The sequence below is a fragment of the Cronobacter malonaticus LMG 23826 genome (genome assembly GCF_001277215.2).
GTDB lineage: Bacteria > Pseudomonadota > Gammaproteobacteria > Enterobacterales > Enterobacteriaceae > Cronobacter > Cronobacter malonaticus.
Window position 1 is genome coordinate 3,303,915 of record NZ_CP013940.1, and the last position, 18,417, is coordinate 3,322,331.

Genomic DNA, 18,417 nt, shown 5'->3' on the forward strand with positions numbered 1-18,417 from the left:
ACGCGAATTAAATCCTTGCTGTCTGCCATGATAGACTATGCCTCTGAATCCATCATTTAGCGAGTATCTCTATGAAAGCAGGCATTATTGGCGCAATGGAAGAAGAAGTGACGCTGCTGCGTGACAAAATCGACAACCGCCAGACCCTGAATATCGCCGGCTGCGAAATTTACACCGGCACCCTCAACGGCGTGGAAGTGGCGCTGCTGAAATCGGGCATCGGTAAAGTTTCCGCCGCGATGGGCGCGACGCTGCTGCTGGAGCACTGCAAACCTGACGTGATTATCAATACCGGCTCGGCGGGCGGTCTCGCGCCCTCGCTGAAAGTGGGGGATATCGTGGTCTCCGACGAAGTGCGCTACCACGATGCCGACGTCACCGCGTTCGGCTACGAATATGGCCAGATGGCGGGCTGCCCGGCGGCGTTCAAGGCCGATGACAAACTGATCGCGGCGGCACAGGAAACCATCGAACAGCTCAACCTGCACGCGGTGCGCGGGCTGGTGGTGAGCGGCGACGCCTTTATCAACGGCTCCGTCAACCTTGCTAAAATCCGCCACAACTTCCCGCAGGCGATTGCCGTTGAGATGGAAGCGACCGCCATTGGCCACGTCTGCCATAACTTCGGCGTGCCGTTTGTCGTCGTGCGCGCTATCTCTGACGTTGCCGATCAGCAGTCGCACCTGAGCTTTGAAGAGTTCCTGGCGGTGGCGGCGAAGCAGTCGAGCCTGATGGTCGAGACGCTGCTCACGAGCCTGAACCGTGGCTAAACGCTGGCTTAACAGGGCGCTTGTCGCCCTGTTGGTTCTCCCGGCGTGGCTTTTTGCCGCGCCGCGGGTCATTACCCTCTCTCCCGCCAATACCGAACTCGCCTTTGCCGCCGGGATCACGCCCGTCGCGGTCAGCGCTTACTCTGACTACCCCGACGCCGCGCGTCAGCTCGAACAGGTGGCGAACTGGCAGGGGATGAACGTGGAGCTTATCGCGGCGCTTAAACCCGATCTGCTGGTCGCCTGGCGCGGCGGCAACCCGGAGCGGCAGATAAACCAGCTCAAATCGCTCGGCATTCACGTACTCTGGCTCGATCCGCAAAATATCGCGCAGGTGGCCGACGCGCTGCGCGCGCTCGCGCCTTACAGCCCGACGCCGGAAAAGGCGCAGGCCGCGGCGCGCGAGCTGGAACAGCGCTGGCAAGCGCTTACGGCGCGATATAAAAGCCAGCCGAAAAAGCGCGTGTTTTTGCAGTTCGGCATGCGCCCGCTTTTTACCACCAGCAAAGCCTCTATCCAGAATGAAATCGTCGCGGCGTGCGGCGGCGAGAATATTTTCGCCGACAGCCCCGTTCCCTGGCCGCAGGTGAGCCGCGAACAGGTGCTGGCGCGCCATCCCGAGGCCGTTGTCGTCACCGGCGGCGAGAAGTCCATCGCCGCCACGCGGCAGTTCTGGCAGCCTCTGCAAAATGTTCCTGTCATAAGCATTAACGATGACTGGTTTGAGCGCGCCGGCCCGCGTATTATCCTCGCCGCGAATCAGCTCTGTCAGGCGCTGGCAGAGGTAAAATAACGAGTCGAGGAACATCATGCTGGTTTACTGGCTGGATATTATTGGCACCGCGGTGTTTGCCATCTCCGGCGTTTTGCTGGCGGGCAAACTGCGTATGGATCCTTTCGGCGTACTGGTGCTCGGCGTCGTCACCGCAGTGGGTGGCGGCACGATCCGCGATATGGCGCTCGATCATGGCCCGGTGTTCTGGGTGAAAGATCCCACCGATCTGGTGGTGGCGATGGTGACGTGTCTGCTGACGATTGCGCTGGTGCGCCAGCCGCGTCGCCTGCCGAAGTGGGTGCTACCGGTGCTGGACGCGGTAGGCCTCGCGGTGTTTGTCGGCATAGGGGTCAATAAAGCGTTTATGGCCGGCACCGGGCCGCTGGTGGCGATTTGCATGGGCGTGGTGACGGGCGTTGGCGGCGGTATTATTCGCGACGTGCTGGCGCGCGAAATCCCGATGATCCTGCGAACCGAAATCTACGCCACCGCGTGCATCGTGGGCGGTATCGTCCACGCGACGGCGTTTTATACTTTTGCCGTGCCGCTGGAGCAGGCGAGCATGATGGGCATGGTGGTAACGCTTGCGATCCGTCTTGCGGCGATCCGCTGGCACCTGAAGCTCCCCACCTTCGCGCTTGACGAAAAAGCGTAAGCCATAAAAAAAGCCGTGTCGCAAAACACGGCTTTTTTATTTCAGCACGGCAATCAGATGCTGAAGGAAGAACCACACCCGCAGGTGCTGGTGGCGTTCGGGTTATTCACCACAAAGCGCGAGCCTTCAAGGCCTTCGGTGTAATCCACCGCGCCGCCCACCAGGTATTGCAGGCTCATCGGGTCTACGACCAGCGACACGCCCTGCTTCTCGATAGTCATATCGCCATCGTTAATCTGGTCATCAAAGGTAAAACCATACTGGAAGCCGCTGCACCCACCACCGGTGATGTAGACGCGCAGCTTGAGATTCGGGTTGTCCTCGTCTGCGATCAGGCTTTTTACTTTATTGGCGGCTGCGTCGGTAAACTGCAGCGGCAGCGCTACGTCATCACTCATTTTTTGCTCCCGTTGAAACCAGCAATCGGGCAAAGAATAACCCGATCTTTAGGGCCATTATCTATTACCCTGGTAAATCGTTCAAGTATTCCGCCCGACGGTCTGCGCCTGTCGTTCCGCCTCCTGTTTCGCAAGCGTTCGCGCGAGGATAGTGGAATAGAGCGGCTTGCCGCCGAGGAACTGGGCGAGCAGTGTCGCGCCGAGACAGGTAATAATCATTGGCAAAATGAGCTGGTAATTATCGGTCATCTCCAGCACCAGCACGATGCCGGTAATCGGCGCCCTGACCGAGGCGGCAAGCAGCGCGCCCATGCCCGCAATGGCGAACGTACCCGCCTGTAAGTGCCACTGCGGGAACCAGGCGGCGCAGGCCATGCCGAACGCGCTGCCAAGCAGCGTGCCGAGCGCCAGCATCGGGGCGAAAATCCCGCCCGGCGCGCCGGAGGAGAAACAGAACACCGTCGTTACTACGCGCGCGATAAAAATAAACAGCAGCATCCCGACGGTAAAATTACCCGCCGCCGCGATAGGGATTAAACCAAACCCGCCGCCTGCCGCCGCAGGCTCCCACAATGCAAGCAGACCACACGCGCCGCCAATCGCGCCGCCGAGCAGCACCCAGCGGGTAGTATTGCCGCCGTGAATACGCGCGAACACATCCTGCATCCCGAGCACCAGACGGTTAAACAGCGGCCCCACGGCACCGAAAATAATCCCCAGCAGCAGATAGAGCCAGAGCGTATAAACTGGCGCGTCGGTCAATTGCCCGACTTCGATTACCGATTTTTCGCCATTAAAGATGCGAAAGACGATGGTCGACATAATGACCCCGGTAAACACGGCTTTAATGGAAATCAGGTTGTAGTGAAACTGCGTGCGCATCTCTTCAATAATGAACAGAATGCCCGCGAGCGGCGCGTTAAAAGCCGCCGCCAGGCCTGCTGCCGCCCCTGTCGCCAGCAACGTATGGCGCGCCTCGGCATCCGGGCGATGAAAAATATCCAGCACCATGCGCCCGATATTGCCGCCCATCTGCACCATCGGGCCTTCGCGGCCGAGCACCATGCCTGCGCCAAGCGTGCCCATCCCGCCGAAAAACTTCACCGGCAGCACGCGCCACCAGCGCACCGGGCGTAACTCCTCCAGCGCGCCTTCGATTTCAGGAATACCCGATCCGCCCGCCTCCGGCGCGAAGCGGCGCACCAGAAAATAGCCCACCATCGCCAGCAGCGCGGAAAACAAAAACGCCAGCGGCCAGACGAGCCACGGGTTGTACGCCACCTGCGCCAGGCCTTCAATGCGATGCGCCGTCACCCAGGCGACCGCTTTTTCAAATGCCACGCCCGCAAGCCCCGCCAGCACGCCAGTGAGAGACGCCAGCAGCAAAATCGTCAGCGGCGTTTTGTCACGCGACAGTAACTGGCGGATAACCGCGGCGCGTCGAAATCCTCTGACGCGGCGGGTGGGTATCGTCTGCGACTTCATACGAACAGTTCTCCGGGATGCATTCAGGCTGCGCATTGTACGCCGTGCGGCGGCGTCATTCAAAAAAGCCCTGCCCGCTGTCGGGATTTAATCGGGCAAAACTTTCATAACCCCGAAGGGATGACTTAGAATAACCCGTTATCCCTCTTTTCCCCGAATCAGGAGCCGATTCATGAGTAAGTCTGAAAACCTCTTTGCCGCCGCCCGCGAACTTATCCCAGGCGGCGTGAACTCGCCGGTGCGCGCCTTTACCGGCGTAGGCGGCACGCCGCTCTTTATCGAACGGGCGGACGGGGCTTATCTCTATGATGCCGACGGCAAAGCCTATATCGACTACGTTGGCTCCTGGGGTCCGATGGTGCTCGGCCATAACCACCCGGCGATTCGCAACGCGGTGATTGAAGCGGCAGAGCGCGGCCTGAGCTTCGGCGCGCCGACGGAAATGGAAGTGAAAATGGCGCAGCTCGTCACCGAACTGGTGCCGACGATGGATATGGTGCGTATGGTGAACTCCGGCACCGAAGCGACCATGAGCGCCATCCGTCTGGCGCGCGGTTTTACCCGTCGCGATAAAATCATCAAATTCGAAGGCTGCTACCACGGTCACGCGGATCATTTGCTGGTGAAAGCAGGCTCTGGCGCGCTGACGCTTGGCCAGCCGAACTCGCCAGGCGTACCGGCAGATTTCGCCAAACATACCCTGACCTGCACCTATAACGATCTCGCCTCTGTGCGCGAAGCGTTTGAGCTTTACCCGCAGGATATCGCCTGCATCATCGTCGAGCCGGTGGCGGGCAACATGAACTGCATTCCGCCGCAGCCCGATTTCCTGCCTGGCCTGCGCGCACTGTGCGACGAATTCGGCGCGCTGCTGATCATCGATGAAGTGATGACGGGTTTTCGCGTCGCGCTGGCGGGCGCGCAGGCGTACTACAACGTAGTGCCGGATCTGACCTGTCTTGGCAAAATCATCGGCGGCGGTATGCCGGTGGGCGCGTTCGGCGGGCGTCGCGAAGTGATGGAAGCGCTGGCGCCGACCGGTCCGGTCTACCAGGCGGGCACGCTCTCCGGTAACCCGATTGCGATGGCGGCGGGCTTTGCATGTCTTAGCGAAGTGGCGCAGCCTGGCGTTCACAGCACCCTCGACGCGCTGACAACGCAGCTGGCGGACGGCCTGCTGGACGCCGCGCAGGAAGCCGGCGTACCGCTGGTGGTGAACCACGTCGGCGGGATGTTCGGCTTCTTCTTTACCGATGCCGACAGCGTGACCTGCTATCAGGATGTGGTGAAATGCGATGTCGAGCGCTTTAAACGTTTCTTCCACCTGATGCTGGAAGAAGGCGTCTACTTCGCGCCGTCAGCGTTTGAAGCGGGCTTTATGTCCGTCGCGCACAGTGAAGAAGATATCAACAACACCATCGACGCCGCGCGCCGGGTGTTCGCGAAGCTGTAATCGGGTGGGTTAACGTGGCGGGTGCGCATACGCTTACCCGCCCTACGATACATTCAGAAAGGTGAGTCTACGTAGGGTGGGTAAGCGCAGCGCACCCACCTCTCACCCACCTTCCACCAACCAAACGCCCCTCGTAGGGTGGGAAAGCGAAGCGCACCCACCGTTCACCCAGGCAACCCACCCTGATTTCCTGTCTCTGATTAACGGCTCTGCTTACGCAACAAATACACGAAATACGGCGCGCCGATAAACGTCGCCAGCAGCCCGGCCGGGATCTGGTACGGGAACATCACCATTCGCCCTGCCCAGTCCGCCAGCATCATCAACATACCGCCCAGCAGCGAGGCGATAACGAGCTGCGGCAACGCGCGGCGAAAACCGAGCATCCGCGTAATGTGCGGTGCCATCAGCCCGATAAAACTCAGCGGCCCGATGGTCAGCGTCGCCGCGGCGGTCAGCGCCGATGCCAGCAGCAACAGCACAATGCGGGTCGGCGTCAGCGCCATCCCGACCGCACGCGCGGTCTCGCCGCCAAGCGGCAGCACCGTCAGCCAGCGGCGGCACAGCGGCGTCAGTGCCAGCAATATCAGCATCACCCACAGCGAGTTTCTCGCCTGCTGCGGCGTCACGCTGTAGGTGGAGCCGGAGATCCAGGTGATCACCTGCGCCATACGCGGATCGCCGCTCGCCTGCAGCATCACCAGCAGCATCGTAAACGCGGTGCTGAGCGCCATCCCTGCGAGCAACATCCGGTGCGGGGAAAACCCGCCGCGTCCGGCGGCAATCAGAATAATCATCAGGGTCGCCGCCGCCCCGATGCTCCCCGCCGGCAGCAGCCAGCCGAAGGCGTCGCCCGGCACGAACAGCAGCATCAACACCACGCCGAACGCCGCGCCGGAGCTAATGCCCAGCACTTCCGGGCTCGCCATCGGGTTGCCGGTCAGCCGCTGGATAATACAGCCCGCCGCCGCCAGCATCGTGCCTGCGCACAGCGCCGCCAGCACGCGCGGCCAGCGCCAGCCCAGCAGCTCGCGCAGCACGTCGCCCTGTGCCCACACCCAGCCGTGCGCGTCGCGGCCAAAACAGAGCGCCAGCGCCGCCACGCCCAGCAGCAGTAACAGCCCTGCCAGCGTCCAGCGCGCCACATGGCCGCGCTCGGCCGGGATCGTGTCGCCCGCGTTCATCGCCGGCGCGCTCATGGTACGCAGACGCGGCAGAAGCCACAGCAGCAGCGGCGCGCCAAACAGCGCCGTCGCCATCCCGGTGGAGACTTCCAGCCAGGCGCGGGAGAGCCAGAGAATAAACTGATCCGACAGCCACAGCAGCAGCGCGCCAATGAACGACGCCAGCAGCAGCCGCGCCAGCAGCCGACGCGCGCCGAGCATTTTCGCGAGCAGCGGCGCGAACAGCCCGATAAACCCGATGATCCCGACCGCGTTGACCAGCAGCGCGCTGATAATAATCGCCAGCGTCAGCGTCGCGAGCCGCGCCAGCGACAGCGCCAGGCCAAGATTGCGCGCCACGCCGTCATCCAGCCCCATCAGCGTAAGCGGGCGCAACAGCAGCAGCGTCAGTAAAAAGCCCGCCAGCAGTTGCGGCCACAGCCGCGCCGCCACGCTCCAGTCGTTCTGGTTAAGCGCGCCGGTGCTCCATAAAAACATGCTTTGCAGTTGATCGTGATGGAACAGCACCAGCAACTGATTGACGGCACCGCAGTAGAGGCTCACCACCAGGCCCGCCAGAATCAGCGTGACCGGCGAGAGACGTTTTCCCCAGGCGACGCCAAACACCAGCAGCCCAACCACGCAGGCCCCGGCCAGCGCCGCGAACTGGGCGGTCAGCACGCCGCCTGGCAGCGCCCAGAGCGTCGCCACGGTGACGCCAAGCTGCGCGCCGGTCGCCACACCCAGCGTGGTCGGCTCGGCAAGCGGATTACGCAGCACCTGCTGAAACAGCACGCCGACCAGCCCAAGCCCCGCGCCAACGAGCAGCGACACCGCAAAGCGCGGCAGCAGGCTGTAATGGAACAGCATCTGATCGATGGCATCAATATTCGGACGCCACAGCGCCTCGCCCCACTGCGCGCGCGGCAGCCAGGCATTCAGGTTGGCCCAGCTCAGGCCGAGCGCCAGCGCGAACAACAGCCCCAGCAGCAGCGCCGGGAAAAGCAGATTATGTCGCCTCATGCCCGGCCTCCCAGCGCGTTTTCCAGCACGCGGCCAAAGCGCATCGCCGAGAGCGTCGCGCCGTAAAACCAGACGGCAGGCACGCGCTGAAAACGGCCCTCGCGCACAAACGGCATCGCCTGCCAGAGCGGCGTGGCGGCAAGCTGGCGCATCGCCTGGTCATCGCCATGCTCAAAGCAGATAACGTCAGCGTCGCGGAATTGCGCAAGGCGCTCAATGCCGACAATCGCGCTGCCCCAGAAGTTGGTCTTATCCTGCCAGGCGTTAGGAATATTCACGGCGTCCAGCACCGGCTGAAACAGACTGTTAGTGCCGAGCGTCAGCGCGTGGCGCGAGTCCAGCAGCGACATCAGCAGCAGCGGACGCTGCCCGCGTCCCGCCAGGCGCGCTTTCATCTGCGTAAGAAACTGTTCGAATTCATCAAGGTGAGCGTGCGCCGCTTTCTCAAGCCCCAGCCGTTCGGCCAGCGTCAGCAGCGACTGCCGGGCCATCGCGAGCGGCGCTTTGCCGTCGGTAAACGTCACGCCCATGCCGGGCGCAATACGCTTAAGCTGCGCTTCCGACGGGCCATAACCGGCCGACCAGATCATCAGCGACGGCTCAAGCTGGGTGAGCAGTTCCAGGTTTGGCTCGGTGCGCAGCCCGACGTCGATGACGGCATCCGGCAGCGGCGGGTAGTCAACCCACAGGCGGTAGTTCGGCACATCCGCCACCGCGTAAGGCATCACGCCAAGCGCGATAAGCTGTTCGACAGGCAGCCATTCCAGCGCCACGATACGTTTGAGATCCACCGATGCCGCACGGGCTTTCGCCATGTGCCACATCACCGGCGAGAGAGCCATCGCCGTCATCAGACGCCGACGGCTGAAAGGGGTTGAGAGAATATCGCGCATCAGCAGACAAAGCTCACGGGTGCGAGGCCCGCCGGATGCGGCAGAATGCCCATCGGAATGCCATAAATCTGTTGCAGCGTTTCGCCGTTCATAAGTTCCAGCGGGCTGCCCTGGGCTATCATCTCCCCACCGCGCAGCGCCACCAGATGGTCGCAGTAACGCGCCGCCATGTTGATGTCGTGCAGCACCGCGATCACCGTTAATCCGCGCTGCTGGCTTAAGCGATGGATCAGCGCCAGCACGTCGACCTGATGGGCGATATCCAGCGCTGAGGTCGGTTCGTCGAGCAGCAGGCAGCGGCTGTTCTGCGCCACCAGCATGGCAATCCAGGCCCGCTGGCGCTCGCCGCCGGAAAGGCTGTCCACCAGCCGGTGCGAAAGCGGTTTAAGCCCCACCAGACTGATGGCTTCCTCCACCCGTTCGCGATCTTCCGCCCCAAAGCGCCCAAGCGCGCCGTGCCACGGGTAGCGACCAATCGCCACCAGCTCGCGCACCGTCATGCCTTCAGCGGCAGGCAACTGCTGCGGCAGATACGCGACTTCACGCGCGAACGCTTTGCTGTTCCAGCCCGCCAGCGGCTCGCCGTTAAGCAGAATGTCGCCACCGGAGGGTTTCTGGTGACGGCCAAGCATTTTCAGAAGCGTGGATTTGCCGGAGCCGTTATGGCCGATAAGTCCGGTGACTTTGCCGGCCGGAAAGGTGAGCGACAAGGGGTGCAGCAGCGTGCGTCCAGGCACTCGAAAAGTGACATCTTTTAACGAAAAACCAGCATCGGGCGGGGAAATTTTGTCCTGCATGGTAGCCAACTTGTTGAAGGGCACGCCAAAGCGTGCCCAAAGACGGATCAGAAGCGGAATGTGGCGGTCGCCGTTACCTGACGTTCCGCGCCCCAGTAGCATGCGTAATCTTTGTAGCAGCTGGAGACATACTCGCGGTCAAACAGGTTATTGACGTTTAAGGCGACAGACGAGCCCGGCAGGCCTAAACGCGCCAGATCGTATTTCACCATAGCATCCGCCACGGTGTAGCTTGCAACGTTAAACGGTTGGTTCTGTTTATCACCGTAGGCGTAATAGCTGACGGTATTGCCGACATAGCGGCCGCCAGCGCCGACAGTCAGCCCGCTCAGCGCGCCATCGTGGAAGGTGTAATCCGCCCACAGCGACGCCATATTGCGCGGCACTTCCGCCGGACGCTTGTCTTCAAAGAGCGTGTCATGCGTATATTTCGCATCGGTAAAGCTATAAGACGCGGTCACATTCACATTCGCTGACACGGCCGCTTTCGCTTCCAGTTCAATGCCGCGGGAACGGATTTCACCGCCCTGGACGCTGAAGCTGTTATTCGCCGGATCGGCCGTCAGGTTTTTATCTTTTGTGAGCTGATATACCGCGGCCGTCAGCACGACCGGCATATCCTTCGGCACATATTTCACGCCCGCTTCATACTGCTTGCCGCGTGAGGGCTCGAATGGTTTGCGGCCTAAGGTGGAACCAGAAACAGGCTCAAACGATTCGCTGTAGCTGAAGTAAGGGGATACGCCGTTATCGAACAGATAGTTGATGCCGCCGCGCCAGGTGAACTGCTGATCGTTAATCTCAGCAAGCGCGCCGGAAGAGCGGGTATAGGTGGACGTTTTCGCGAAATCGTAACGGCCGCCTAAAGTCATTACCCACTTGTTCCACTCCGCCTGATCCTGCACATACAGGCCCGTTTGCTCCTGACGATTAATCACGTCATAGAGGTAGTTCACGTTAATGTCAGGGTTGCCGTACTGCGGATCCAGCATATTGAGCGAGCTGGCGGTGCCGTAGTCCGCGTTAATGTCGTTGCGCATACGGGAGTAATCAACGCCGGTCAGCAGCTTATGATCCACCGCGCCAGTTGCGAAATCAGACTGCAACTGCGTATCGACGCTGAAAGCGTTCATGTCTTCATCGGAACGGACATACGCGCGATTAATCGTGGACGGCGCGACAAACGCATTGCCGTACACCGAGCGGTACAGCGTGTGCTCGCGGGTGTAACGCAGATTCTGGCGCAGCGTGAAGGTATCATCGAAGGCGTGCGAGAAGCTGTAGCCAACCATCTGCTGACGGCGAGACATCTTGTTGTTCGCTTCGCCTTCGTTGAAATCGGTCGGCAGCTTATGCGCCTTACCGTTAGCGTCGTAATACGGCACGATCGTGCCGGAGCGCGGCAGCCAGCCATAAAAACCGGCATACGGGTCGCTCTGGAAGTTACTCAGGAACGTAAAATCGGTTTGATTATCCGGACGCCAGCTAAAAGAAGGGGCAATCGCGTAACGCGACGATTTCGCCATCTCCTGCTGGGCATTTTGGCTGCGGCCTAAACCGGTCAGGCGATAAGACCACACGCCCGCGTCATCAATCGCGTCGCTGAAATCAAAACCGGTCTGCCAGAGATTGTGGCTGCCCATTTTGAACTGCACTTCGCGCAGCGGCTCGGTGGTCGGACGTTTGCTGACCATGCTGACGATACCGCCGGGGTTGCTGTTGCCATAGAGCACGGAAGTCGGCCCGCGCATCAGCTCCACGCGCTCCAGGAAATAAGGATCCATGGAAATTTCAGAGTAGTTGTTGCCCTGAAGCTTCATACCGTCGAGGTACTGGTTAGTGTTTACCGTGGTCGAGGTCGTAAAACCGCGGATGGTCACGACATCGTAAGTGGAGGAGCTGCCGCGTGTGGAGAAAACGCTCGGGCTATAGCTCAACGCCTCTTTGACGGTGGTCGGCTGGCGAGTATCCATCTCTTCGCGCGTCACGACGGACACGGACTGTGGCGTTTTTTCAATCGGGGTATCGGTTTTGGTGGCGGTGGCGGAACGCTTCGCCGCAATGGTCGGGGCCGGGCCCCAGGCGCTTTCCTGCGCAGCAGCAGCGGAAACAGTAATGGTTTCCTCTTTCTGGCCGTCGGCGGCTAACGCGGAAGCGGCAAAACCGCCGCACGCCGTGGCAACAACAACCGCCAGTCTGCAAATCCTGGTATTGATCTGAGTGTGAGTGGAACGCGCCATGCTAATTTCTCTGAGTGATAGTGACAAATGATAACGTAAACGAGAATTATTATTATGCGCCCGAGATGATATGCGAAAGGTTATTTATATAGCAAGCGCCTGGCGCAGCGCGGGCGGCCAATGGCCCAATTAATCACCAGAGGAAATTATCAGGTTAATTGACGGCTACCGATTAGTTACCCGCAATTTAAATAATGGTGACAATAAAAAAGGGCTTAGCCCTCTTCCCGCCGAAGCCGGAGAGGCGCTAAGCCCTGGGTTCCCGAAGGGGACGTCAGTTGCTGCCGAACATATCTTTAATCCAGCCCGCGACGCCGTCGCTCTTCTCTTCCTGCTGCGGCGCCTGTTGAGGCTGCTGCTGTTGCGGCTGCTGCGGCGCGGACTGATCGAACGGATTGCCCGACGGCGCGACCGGCTGGCTCTGCTGGCAGAGCGCGTTCGGATCGCTGGTCCAGACTGGCAGCGTGCGCATGCCACCGCCGCCGCACAGGAAATTGCCCATATCATCAACGCCCATGTCGACGATATCTTCAGGCGGCGTCAGATCCAGCGGGATCGGCGACTGGTTAGTCAGATAACGCTGGTAAATCGCCATCGCGCCGCTGGCCCCGTAGAGTTTGGTCGGCTGGTTATTGTCGCGGCCCACCCAGGTGATCACCACTTCACGCCCGTCGATACCGGCAAACCAGGTGTCGACGTTGTTATTGGTGGTCCCCGTTTTCCCGGCGAGATGCAGTTTCGGGAATTTCACCGCCAGCGCATGGCCGGTACCGCGCTGCACGACCTGCTGCATCGTCCAGAGCGTCAGGTAAGCGGCCTGCGCCGGTACGGCGCGCTCCGACTGCGGGAAGCTCTGATACAGCACGGTGCCATCTTCGGCAATCACCGAGCGCAGCACGGAGAGCTGGGCGCGGTTACCGCCGCTCGCGATGGTCTGGAACGCCTGCGCCACTTCAACCGGCGTCAGGTTCAGCGCACCGAGCAGCATGGCCGGAACCGGATGCAGCTGGTTTTCCGGCGCGCCCAGTTTTTTCCAGGTGTCGGTCACGGCTGGCAGACCGAGCGCCATACCGAGGTTGACGGTCGGCACGTTCATGGAGCGCGTCAGCGCATCCACCAGCATCACCTGCCCGCTGAAGCGGTGATCGTCGTTCTGCGGCGACCACACCTGCCCGTTCGGCTGGCGCAGAGAGATCGGCGCATCGGCAATCCAGGTGTTGAGACGGTACGTGTTCGGCTGGCTTAACGCGGTCAGATAGGTCGCCGGTTTAGCGAGCGAGCCAATCGAGCGACGCGCCTGCATAGCGCGGTTATAGCCCGCGAACTGCGGATTTGCGCCGCCGACCATCGCGCGGACTTCGCCGGTGAAACGGTCCACCACGACCATCGCGGTTTCCAGATCCTTCAGCTTGCGCTGTTTAATCAGCGCCGGAATGCCTTCCACCGCCGCTTTCTCCGCCGCGTCCTGCGCAACCGAATCAAACGTGGTGAAAATCTTCACGCCGGAGAGATCTTTCACTTTATCGCCAAGCTTCGCCTGCAGCTCCTGACGCACCATCTGCATAAACGCCGGCTGCGGGGAGATCACGCCGCCGCGCGGCTGCACCCCGAGCGGACGGGCGCTCAGCATGTCATAAAGCTCCTGGTCGATAACCTTCTGCTCCTGCAACAGGCGCAGCACCAAGTTACGACGCTCCAGCGCCAGTTTCGGGTTACGCCACGGGTTATAGAGCGACGCGCCCTTCACCATGCCCACCAGCAGCGCCTGCTGATCGAGGCTCAGCTCTTCAACCGGACGGCCGAAATAATAGAGGCTCGCCAGCGGGAAGCCGCGGATCTGATCGTCGCCGCTCTGGCCGAGATAGACCTCGTTCAGGTACAGCTCAAGGATGCGGTCTTTGTCATAGCGCGCGTCCATGATAAGCGCCATGTACGCTTCGTTGGCTTTACGCCACAGAGTGCGCTTGTTGGTCAGGAACAGGTTTTTCACCAGCTGCTGCGTCAGCGTACTGCCGCCCTGCACCGCGCGGCCCGCCGTCAGGTTCGCCAGCACCGCACGACCAATCGACCAGACGCTGATGCCGTCATGCTCGTAGAAGTGGCGGTCTTCCGTCGCGACGAGCGTGTCCACCAGCAGATCCGGGAAGCCGGAGCGCGGCACAAACAGGCGCTGCTCGCCGTTCGGCGATGACAGCATCGTGATCAGCCGCGGATCGAGGCGGAAGAAACCGAAGTTACGGTTGCTGTCCATATTCTCGATAGAAGCCAGATGGTCGCCGTCAAACTCGAGGCGCGCGCGGATCTGCCCTTCTTTGCTGTCCGGGAAATCGAACGGACGGCGGATCATCTCAATGCTGTTCGCCTGGACGGTAAACTCGCCAGGGCGCGTCATTTTCGTCACCTGACGATACTGCGTCGCCTCCAGCAGCTTCACCATCTCCTGCTTGCTGATGGTCATATCAGGCTCAAGGTTAACCATGCGCCCGTAGACGGCCGCCGGCAGTTGCCAGACTTTGCCATCGATACGGCTGCGGATTTTTTGATCAAGATAGACGCCGTAGATAACCAGCAGCACCACAAAAATCACAAACAGCTTTAACAGAAGCCACAGCCAGCGGCGTTTGCCGCCCTGTTTTCCGCCTTTGCCTTTTTTGCCTTTTACCTTACGCGGCATCGGCTCCTCATCATCGTCTTCATACTCATCGTCATAATCCTCATCCCTGAGACGACGACGGCTTACCTTCTGTTTTGCCGGACGCGTCGGTCGTCCTTTGCGTCCGATAGGTTCGCGGTCATTCCCCGCCATGCTTTTTCTCCACAACGTACAGGCGCAAAGGCCAGATTCTTGGCTCTTCCGCACGCAGGCGGAAGAAGAAAGCTCTCAAATCATCACGACGGCAACGCCGCCGTTACTGATACTTTTTGGTGCGCCGGGTTGGCAGCGCGTTGGCCGGATCGTCCGGCCAGACATGTTTCGGGTAGCGCCCTTTCATCTCTTTCTGCACCTCTTTCCAGGCGCCACGCCAGAACGCGCTGAGATCGCGCGTGATCTGCAGCGGCCGCTGGGCGGGTGAAAGCAGTTCAAGGGTGAGCGGCACCCGGCCTTCGGCGATAACCGGCGTTTCGGCTTCCCCGAACATTTCCTGGATGCGCACCGCCAGCGCCGGTGGGTTCTCCTCATGATAGCGAATCGCTATCCGGCTGCCGGTCGGCACAGTGTAATGCGCCGGCAGCGCACTATCCAGACGTTGCCGCTGCGTCCAGTCGAGTAAATGCAGCAGCGCCTGAGCAAGATTGATGTTTTTCAGCGCGCGCAGCGAATGCACGCCGTGAAGCGCCGGTAACAGCCAGACATCGAGCGACGCCAGAAGCGCCTCGTCGCTGACGTCCGGCCACGGCTCCTCCGGCAGCCAGCGCGCCGCGCAGTGCAAACGCAGGCGCAACTGCTCCGCCTCTGGCGTCCAGTTAAGAACAGAAAGCCCTTTTTCGCGAATGCCGTTAAGCATTGCCTGGTGAAGTTCGTCTTCGGAGGGTTTTGAGAGCGGCTGCGTTTTTAGCACCAGTTGCCCCACCTGCCAGCGACGCTGCGCGCGCAGCGTGCCCTGTTCGTCATTCCACTCCAGCGAATCGCGCTGGCTCAGCAGATGCGGACATTCATCAATGAGCGCGTCAATATCCAGCGGCAGCGCCTGTAAAATCCGCGCGTCGGCGCTGTTACTGCCCTGCAATAAGAGCGGCGCGATAAGCCACTCATAGCGCGTCAGCGCGTCATCCTGACTGAGCATCGCGCCCATGCCGTTGGCGAGCTGATAACGCCCCTCCTGCCCACGACGACGCGCGATGCGATCGCTGAACGCGCAGGCGAGCAGCGCGGGCGCCAGCGAGAGCGACGGCGTCCCGCCGCGAGCGTTAAGCCGCTTCATCAGTTGCGTGCTGCGGGCCTGCCAGTTGCCCTGGCTGCGGGAAAAGGCGCTGCGCAAATCCGCCTCTGCGCCGCGCGGCGGCTCTTCAAGGATGGCGGCAAGCCGCGCCGCCGTCGCCTGCGCGTCAGCGCCTTCGGCGCAGGCCAGCATCGCGGCGAGACGCGGATCGTTGCCGAACTGCGCCATCTGGCGTCCACGCGCGGTGAGCTGGCCGTCTTTCAGCGCGCCCAGCGCGGTAAGTAATTCGCGCGCGGCGGCCAGGTTAACGGCAGGCGGCAGATCGAGCCACTGGAGATCGGTCACGTCACGGCATCCCCACATCAGCAGCTCCAGCAGCAGCCCGGAGAGATCGCTTTGCGTGATTTCCGCCTCCGCCTGCGCGGCGGCGCGTTCCGCCTGCTCTTTCGGGAGAAGATGCAGGCAGATGCCTGGCTCAAGGCGTCCGGCGCGCCCGGCGCGCTGGGTCATCGACGCCTGGCTGATGCGCTGCGTGATAAGCCGCGTCAGCCCGGTGCGGGCGTCAAAGCGCGCCACGCGCTCCTGTGCGCTGTCCACCACCAGCCGGATGCCTTCGATGGTCAGGCTGGTTTCGGCGATATTGGTGGCGAGCACCACTTTGCGAAAGCCCGGCGGCGCGGGCACGATAGCCTTGCGCTGCTCCGCGAGCGGCAGCGCGCCGTAGAGCGGGCACAGCAGCACGTCGCGCCCGACGCGCTCCGCAAGCTGCGTCTGCACGCGCTGGATCTCGCCGACGCCCGGCAAAAACAGCAGCAGCGAACCGGGTTCTTCACGCAACAGCCCGCTCACCGCCTGCGCCACCGCCTCATCGAAACGCTGATGCGCCGAAAGCGCCTGATAACGCCGCTCCACCGGGAAACTGCGCCCTTCGGAGACCACCGTCGGCGCCTGCGGCAGCAGCGCCTGCAGGCGCGCGTTGTCGAGCGTCGCAGACATGATCAGCAGTTTGAGATCCTCGCGCAGCCCCTGCTGGACATCGAGCAGCAGCGCCAGCGCGAGATCCGCCTGCACGCTGCGCTCGTGGAATTCATCAAGGATCACCAGCGACACGCCGGAAAGCTCCGGGTCGCGCTGCAGCAGCCGCGTCAGAATGCCTTCGGTCACCACTTCCAGCCGCGTGGCCGGGCCGGTGCAGCTTTCGGCGCGCATCCGGTAGCCCACGGTTTCGCCGCACGGCTCGCCGAGCAGATCCGCCAGACGCTGCGCCACGTTGCGCGCCGCAAGCCGTCTGGGTTCCAGCATGATGATTTTCCCGTCCAGCACGCCGGACTTTAAGATTTCCAGCGGCAGCCAGGTCGATTTCCCGGCGCCGGTCGGGGCGCACAGCAGCACCTGCGGTGCGTGCTGCAGGGCGTTGAGAAGTTCAGGCAAAACGGCGGCGACCGGTAAAGACGACACGACAGGCTCCAGAGGGTTACTATGAAAGGCACGCATTGTAGCATTCCGCCCGATCATTACGAGTTACCGCTATGTCAGACCAGAAACGGCTGTTTTTCGCGCTGCCTCTGCCAGCCGACCTTCAGCAACAGATTATCGAGTGGCGCGCCGCACACTTTGCGCCGGACGCGGGCAGGCCGATTGCCGCCGCGAATTTGCATATCACGCTCGCGTTTTTAGGCGATGTCAGCGCGCAAAAGCAGCGCACGTTAAGCGCGCTTGCCGGGCGTATTCAGCAGCCAGGGTTTACGCTGGCGCTGGACGACGCCGGGCACTGGCCCCGCTCGCAGGTCGTCTGGCTTGGCTCCCGCCAGCCGCCGCGCGGCCTGCTGCAGCTCGCGAATTTACTGCGCGCGCAGGCGGCACGCAGCGGTTGTCCACAAAGCGCGCAACCCTTTCATCCGCATGTCACATTACTGCGTAACGCTCAGCACCCGGTCAGGCTGCCGCCGCCAGGGTTTGGCTGGCAGCTTCCGGTGCGGGAGTTTGTGCTGTATGAATCGCGATTTGAACAGGGACGTACCCGTTACCAGACTCTGCAACGCTGGTCTCTGAACCCATAAGGAAGCGACATGGAATTTACCCCCGCACTGCAACCGGCCCGGTTGATTCAGCGCTATAAGCGCTTTCTCGCCGATGTGGTCACGCCGCAAGGCGAAACCTTAACCCTGCACTGCCCGAACACCGGTGCGATGACCGGCTGCGCGACGCCCGGCGATACCGTCTGGTATTCCACCTCAAGCGTCGCGACGCGCAAATATCCGCACACGTGGGAATTAACCCAGACCCGTGATGGCGCGCTGATTTGCGTGAATACGCTGCGCGCCAACACGGTGGTGAAAGAGGCGTTGCAGACGCAGCGCCTGCCTTCGCTCGCCGGTTACGAGAGCCTTAAGAGCGAAGTCAAGTACGGTGCCGAACGCAGCCGCATCGACTTTATGTTGCAGGCGAGTGACAAGGTTAACTGCTATATTGAGGTGAAATCCGTGACGCTGTCGGAGCAGGATTCAGGGTACTTCCCGGATGCGGTGACCGCGCGCGGTCAGAAGCATTTACGGGAGCTGATGAGCGTAGTGGAGCAAGGGGATCGCGCCGTGCTGTTGTTCGCCGTGCTGCACTCCGCCATTACGCAGGTTGCCCCGGCGCGCCATATTGATGAGCGCTATGCTGAGCTGTTAAGCGAGGCGCAGCGCAAGGGGGTGGAAGTGCTGGCCTGGAAGGCCTTGCTTTCCGCCAGTGAGATAACGCTGACGTCGCCTTTGCCGGTTCGCTTATAACCAGTTGATCCGCAATCGACTAATAATGATACGGCCGCGTGCGCAAATACGCTTTTCCTCACAGGGTTGTCAAGTGTTACGTTTAGATAATTGCTATCCGGAAAAGCTTC

At 61.4% G+C, this 18,417-nt stretch carries 14 protein-coding genes; 6 read left to right on the forward strand and 8 right to left on the reverse strand.

Annotated features, from left to right (window positions below; all coding sequences use genetic code 11):
- Nucleotides 1–71: 71 nt before the first annotated feature.
- From mtnN to AFK66_RS15575, 3 genes are read left to right on the forward strand one after another with little or no spacing between them, the layout of a single operon-like run.
- Complete coding sequence (gene mtnN, locus AFK66_RS15565) at nucleotides 72–770, forward strand: 5'-methylthioadenosine/S-adenosylhomocysteine nucleosidase (protein WP_007776337.1); 699 nt, start codon at nucleotides 72–74, stop codon at nucleotides 768–770.
- Entirely contained in the window at nucleotides 763–1,563 is an 801-nt protein-coding gene (gene btuF / locus AFK66_RS15570; RefSeq protein ID WP_007776335.1) for a vitamin B12 ABC transporter substrate-binding protein BtuF, read from the forward strand. Before mtnN ends, btuF begins: the two co-directional genes overlap by 8 nt.
- 16 nt (nucleotides 1,564–1,579) lie before the next feature.
- Complete coding sequence (locus tag AFK66_RS15575; RefSeq protein ID WP_007776332.1) at nucleotides 1,580–2,200, forward strand: TRIC cation channel family protein; 621 nt, start codon at nucleotides 1,580–1,582, stop codon at nucleotides 2,198–2,200.
- Nucleotides 2,201–2,253: 53 nt separating this feature from the next.
- Here AFK66_RS15575 and erpA read toward each other — a convergent pair whose 3' ends face one another.
- Nucleotides 2,254–2,598, reverse strand: coding sequence for an iron-sulfur cluster insertion protein ErpA (gene erpA, locus AFK66_RS15580; protein ID WP_004386149.1), 345 nt, complete (start codon nucleotides 2,596–2,598; stop codon nucleotides 2,254–2,256).
- Nucleotides 2,599–2,679: 81 nt separating this feature from the next.
- Complete coding sequence (gene clcA / locus AFK66_RS15585) at nucleotides 2,680–4,083, reverse strand: H(+)/Cl(-) exchange transporter ClcA (RefSeq protein WP_023899396.1); 1,404 nt, start codon at nucleotides 4,081–4,083, stop codon at nucleotides 2,680–2,682.
- Between the two features lie 172 nt (nucleotides 4,084–4,255).
- On the opposite strand from clcA, the gene hemL reads away from it, so the two are divergent.
- Nucleotides 4,256–5,536, forward strand: coding sequence for a glutamate-1-semialdehyde 2,1-aminomutase (gene hemL, locus AFK66_RS15590; protein ID WP_007776215.1), 1,281 nt, complete (start codon nucleotides 4,256–4,258; stop codon nucleotides 5,534–5,536).
- Between the two features lie 200 nt (nucleotides 5,537–5,736).
- On the opposite strand, the gene fhuB is transcribed toward hemL, so the two are convergent.
- From fhuB to hrpB, 6 genes are all read right to left on the reverse strand, one after another.
- Nucleotides 5,737–7,722 carry a Fe(3+)-hydroxamate ABC transporter permease FhuB gene (gene fhuB, locus AFK66_RS15595; protein WP_023899397.1) on the reverse strand — a complete coding sequence of 662 codons (1,986 nt, stop codon included), beginning with the start codon at nucleotides 7,720–7,722 and terminating at the stop codon, nucleotides 5,737–5,739.
- A complete protein-coding gene (gene fhuD / locus AFK66_RS15600) occupies nucleotides 7,719–8,615 on the reverse strand; it encodes a Fe(3+)-hydroxamate ABC transporter substrate-binding protein FhuD (RefSeq protein ID WP_007775986.1) in 897 nt (298 codons plus the stop codon). The genes fhuB and fhuD overlap by 4 nt, the downstream gene beginning before the upstream one ends.
- On the reverse strand, nucleotides 8,615–9,412 hold the full coding sequence (gene fhuC / locus AFK66_RS15605) for a Fe3+-hydroxamate ABC transporter ATP-binding protein FhuC (RefSeq protein ID WP_007775984.1): 798 nt from the start codon (nucleotides 9,410–9,412) through the stop codon (nucleotides 8,615–8,617). The genes fhuD and fhuC overlap by 1 nt, the downstream gene beginning before the upstream one ends.
- 47 nt (nucleotides 9,413–9,459) lie before the next feature.
- Nucleotides 9,460–11,652 (reverse strand): ferrichrome porin FhuA, encoded by a 2,193-nt coding sequence (fhuA, locus tag AFK66_RS15610; protein WP_023899398.1) that lies wholly within the window; start codon nucleotides 11,650–11,652, stop codon nucleotides 9,460–9,462.
- A 274-nt stretch (nucleotides 11,653–11,926) separates the two neighbouring features.
- Entirely contained in the window at nucleotides 11,927–14,458 is a 2,532-nt protein-coding gene (gene mrcB, locus AFK66_RS15615) for a bifunctional glycosyl transferase/transpeptidase (protein ID WP_007775930.1), read from the reverse strand.
- A gap of 103 nt (nucleotides 14,459–14,561) precedes the next feature.
- Nucleotides 14,562–16,991, reverse strand: a complete 2,430-nt coding sequence (hrpB, locus tag AFK66_RS15620) for an ATP-dependent helicase HrpB (protein ID WP_023899399.1) — start codon at nucleotides 16,989–16,991, stop codon at nucleotides 14,562–14,564.
- A gap of 71 nt (nucleotides 16,992–17,062) precedes the next feature.
- Between hrpB and thpR the strand changes: the two genes are divergently transcribed.
- Both thpR and sfsA read left to right on the forward strand, forming a co-directional pair.
- Nucleotides 17,063–17,593, forward strand: coding sequence for an RNA 2',3'-cyclic phosphodiesterase (thpR, locus tag AFK66_RS15625; protein WP_023899400.1), 531 nt, complete (start codon nucleotides 17,063–17,065; stop codon nucleotides 17,591–17,593).
- 9 nt (nucleotides 17,594–17,602) lie between these two features.
- Nucleotides 17,603–18,307, forward strand: a complete 705-nt coding sequence (gene sfsA / locus AFK66_RS15630) for a DNA/RNA nuclease SfsA (protein WP_023899402.1) — start codon at nucleotides 17,603–17,605, stop codon at nucleotides 18,305–18,307.
- The last annotated feature ends 110 nt before the right edge of the window (nucleotides 18,308–18,417 follow it).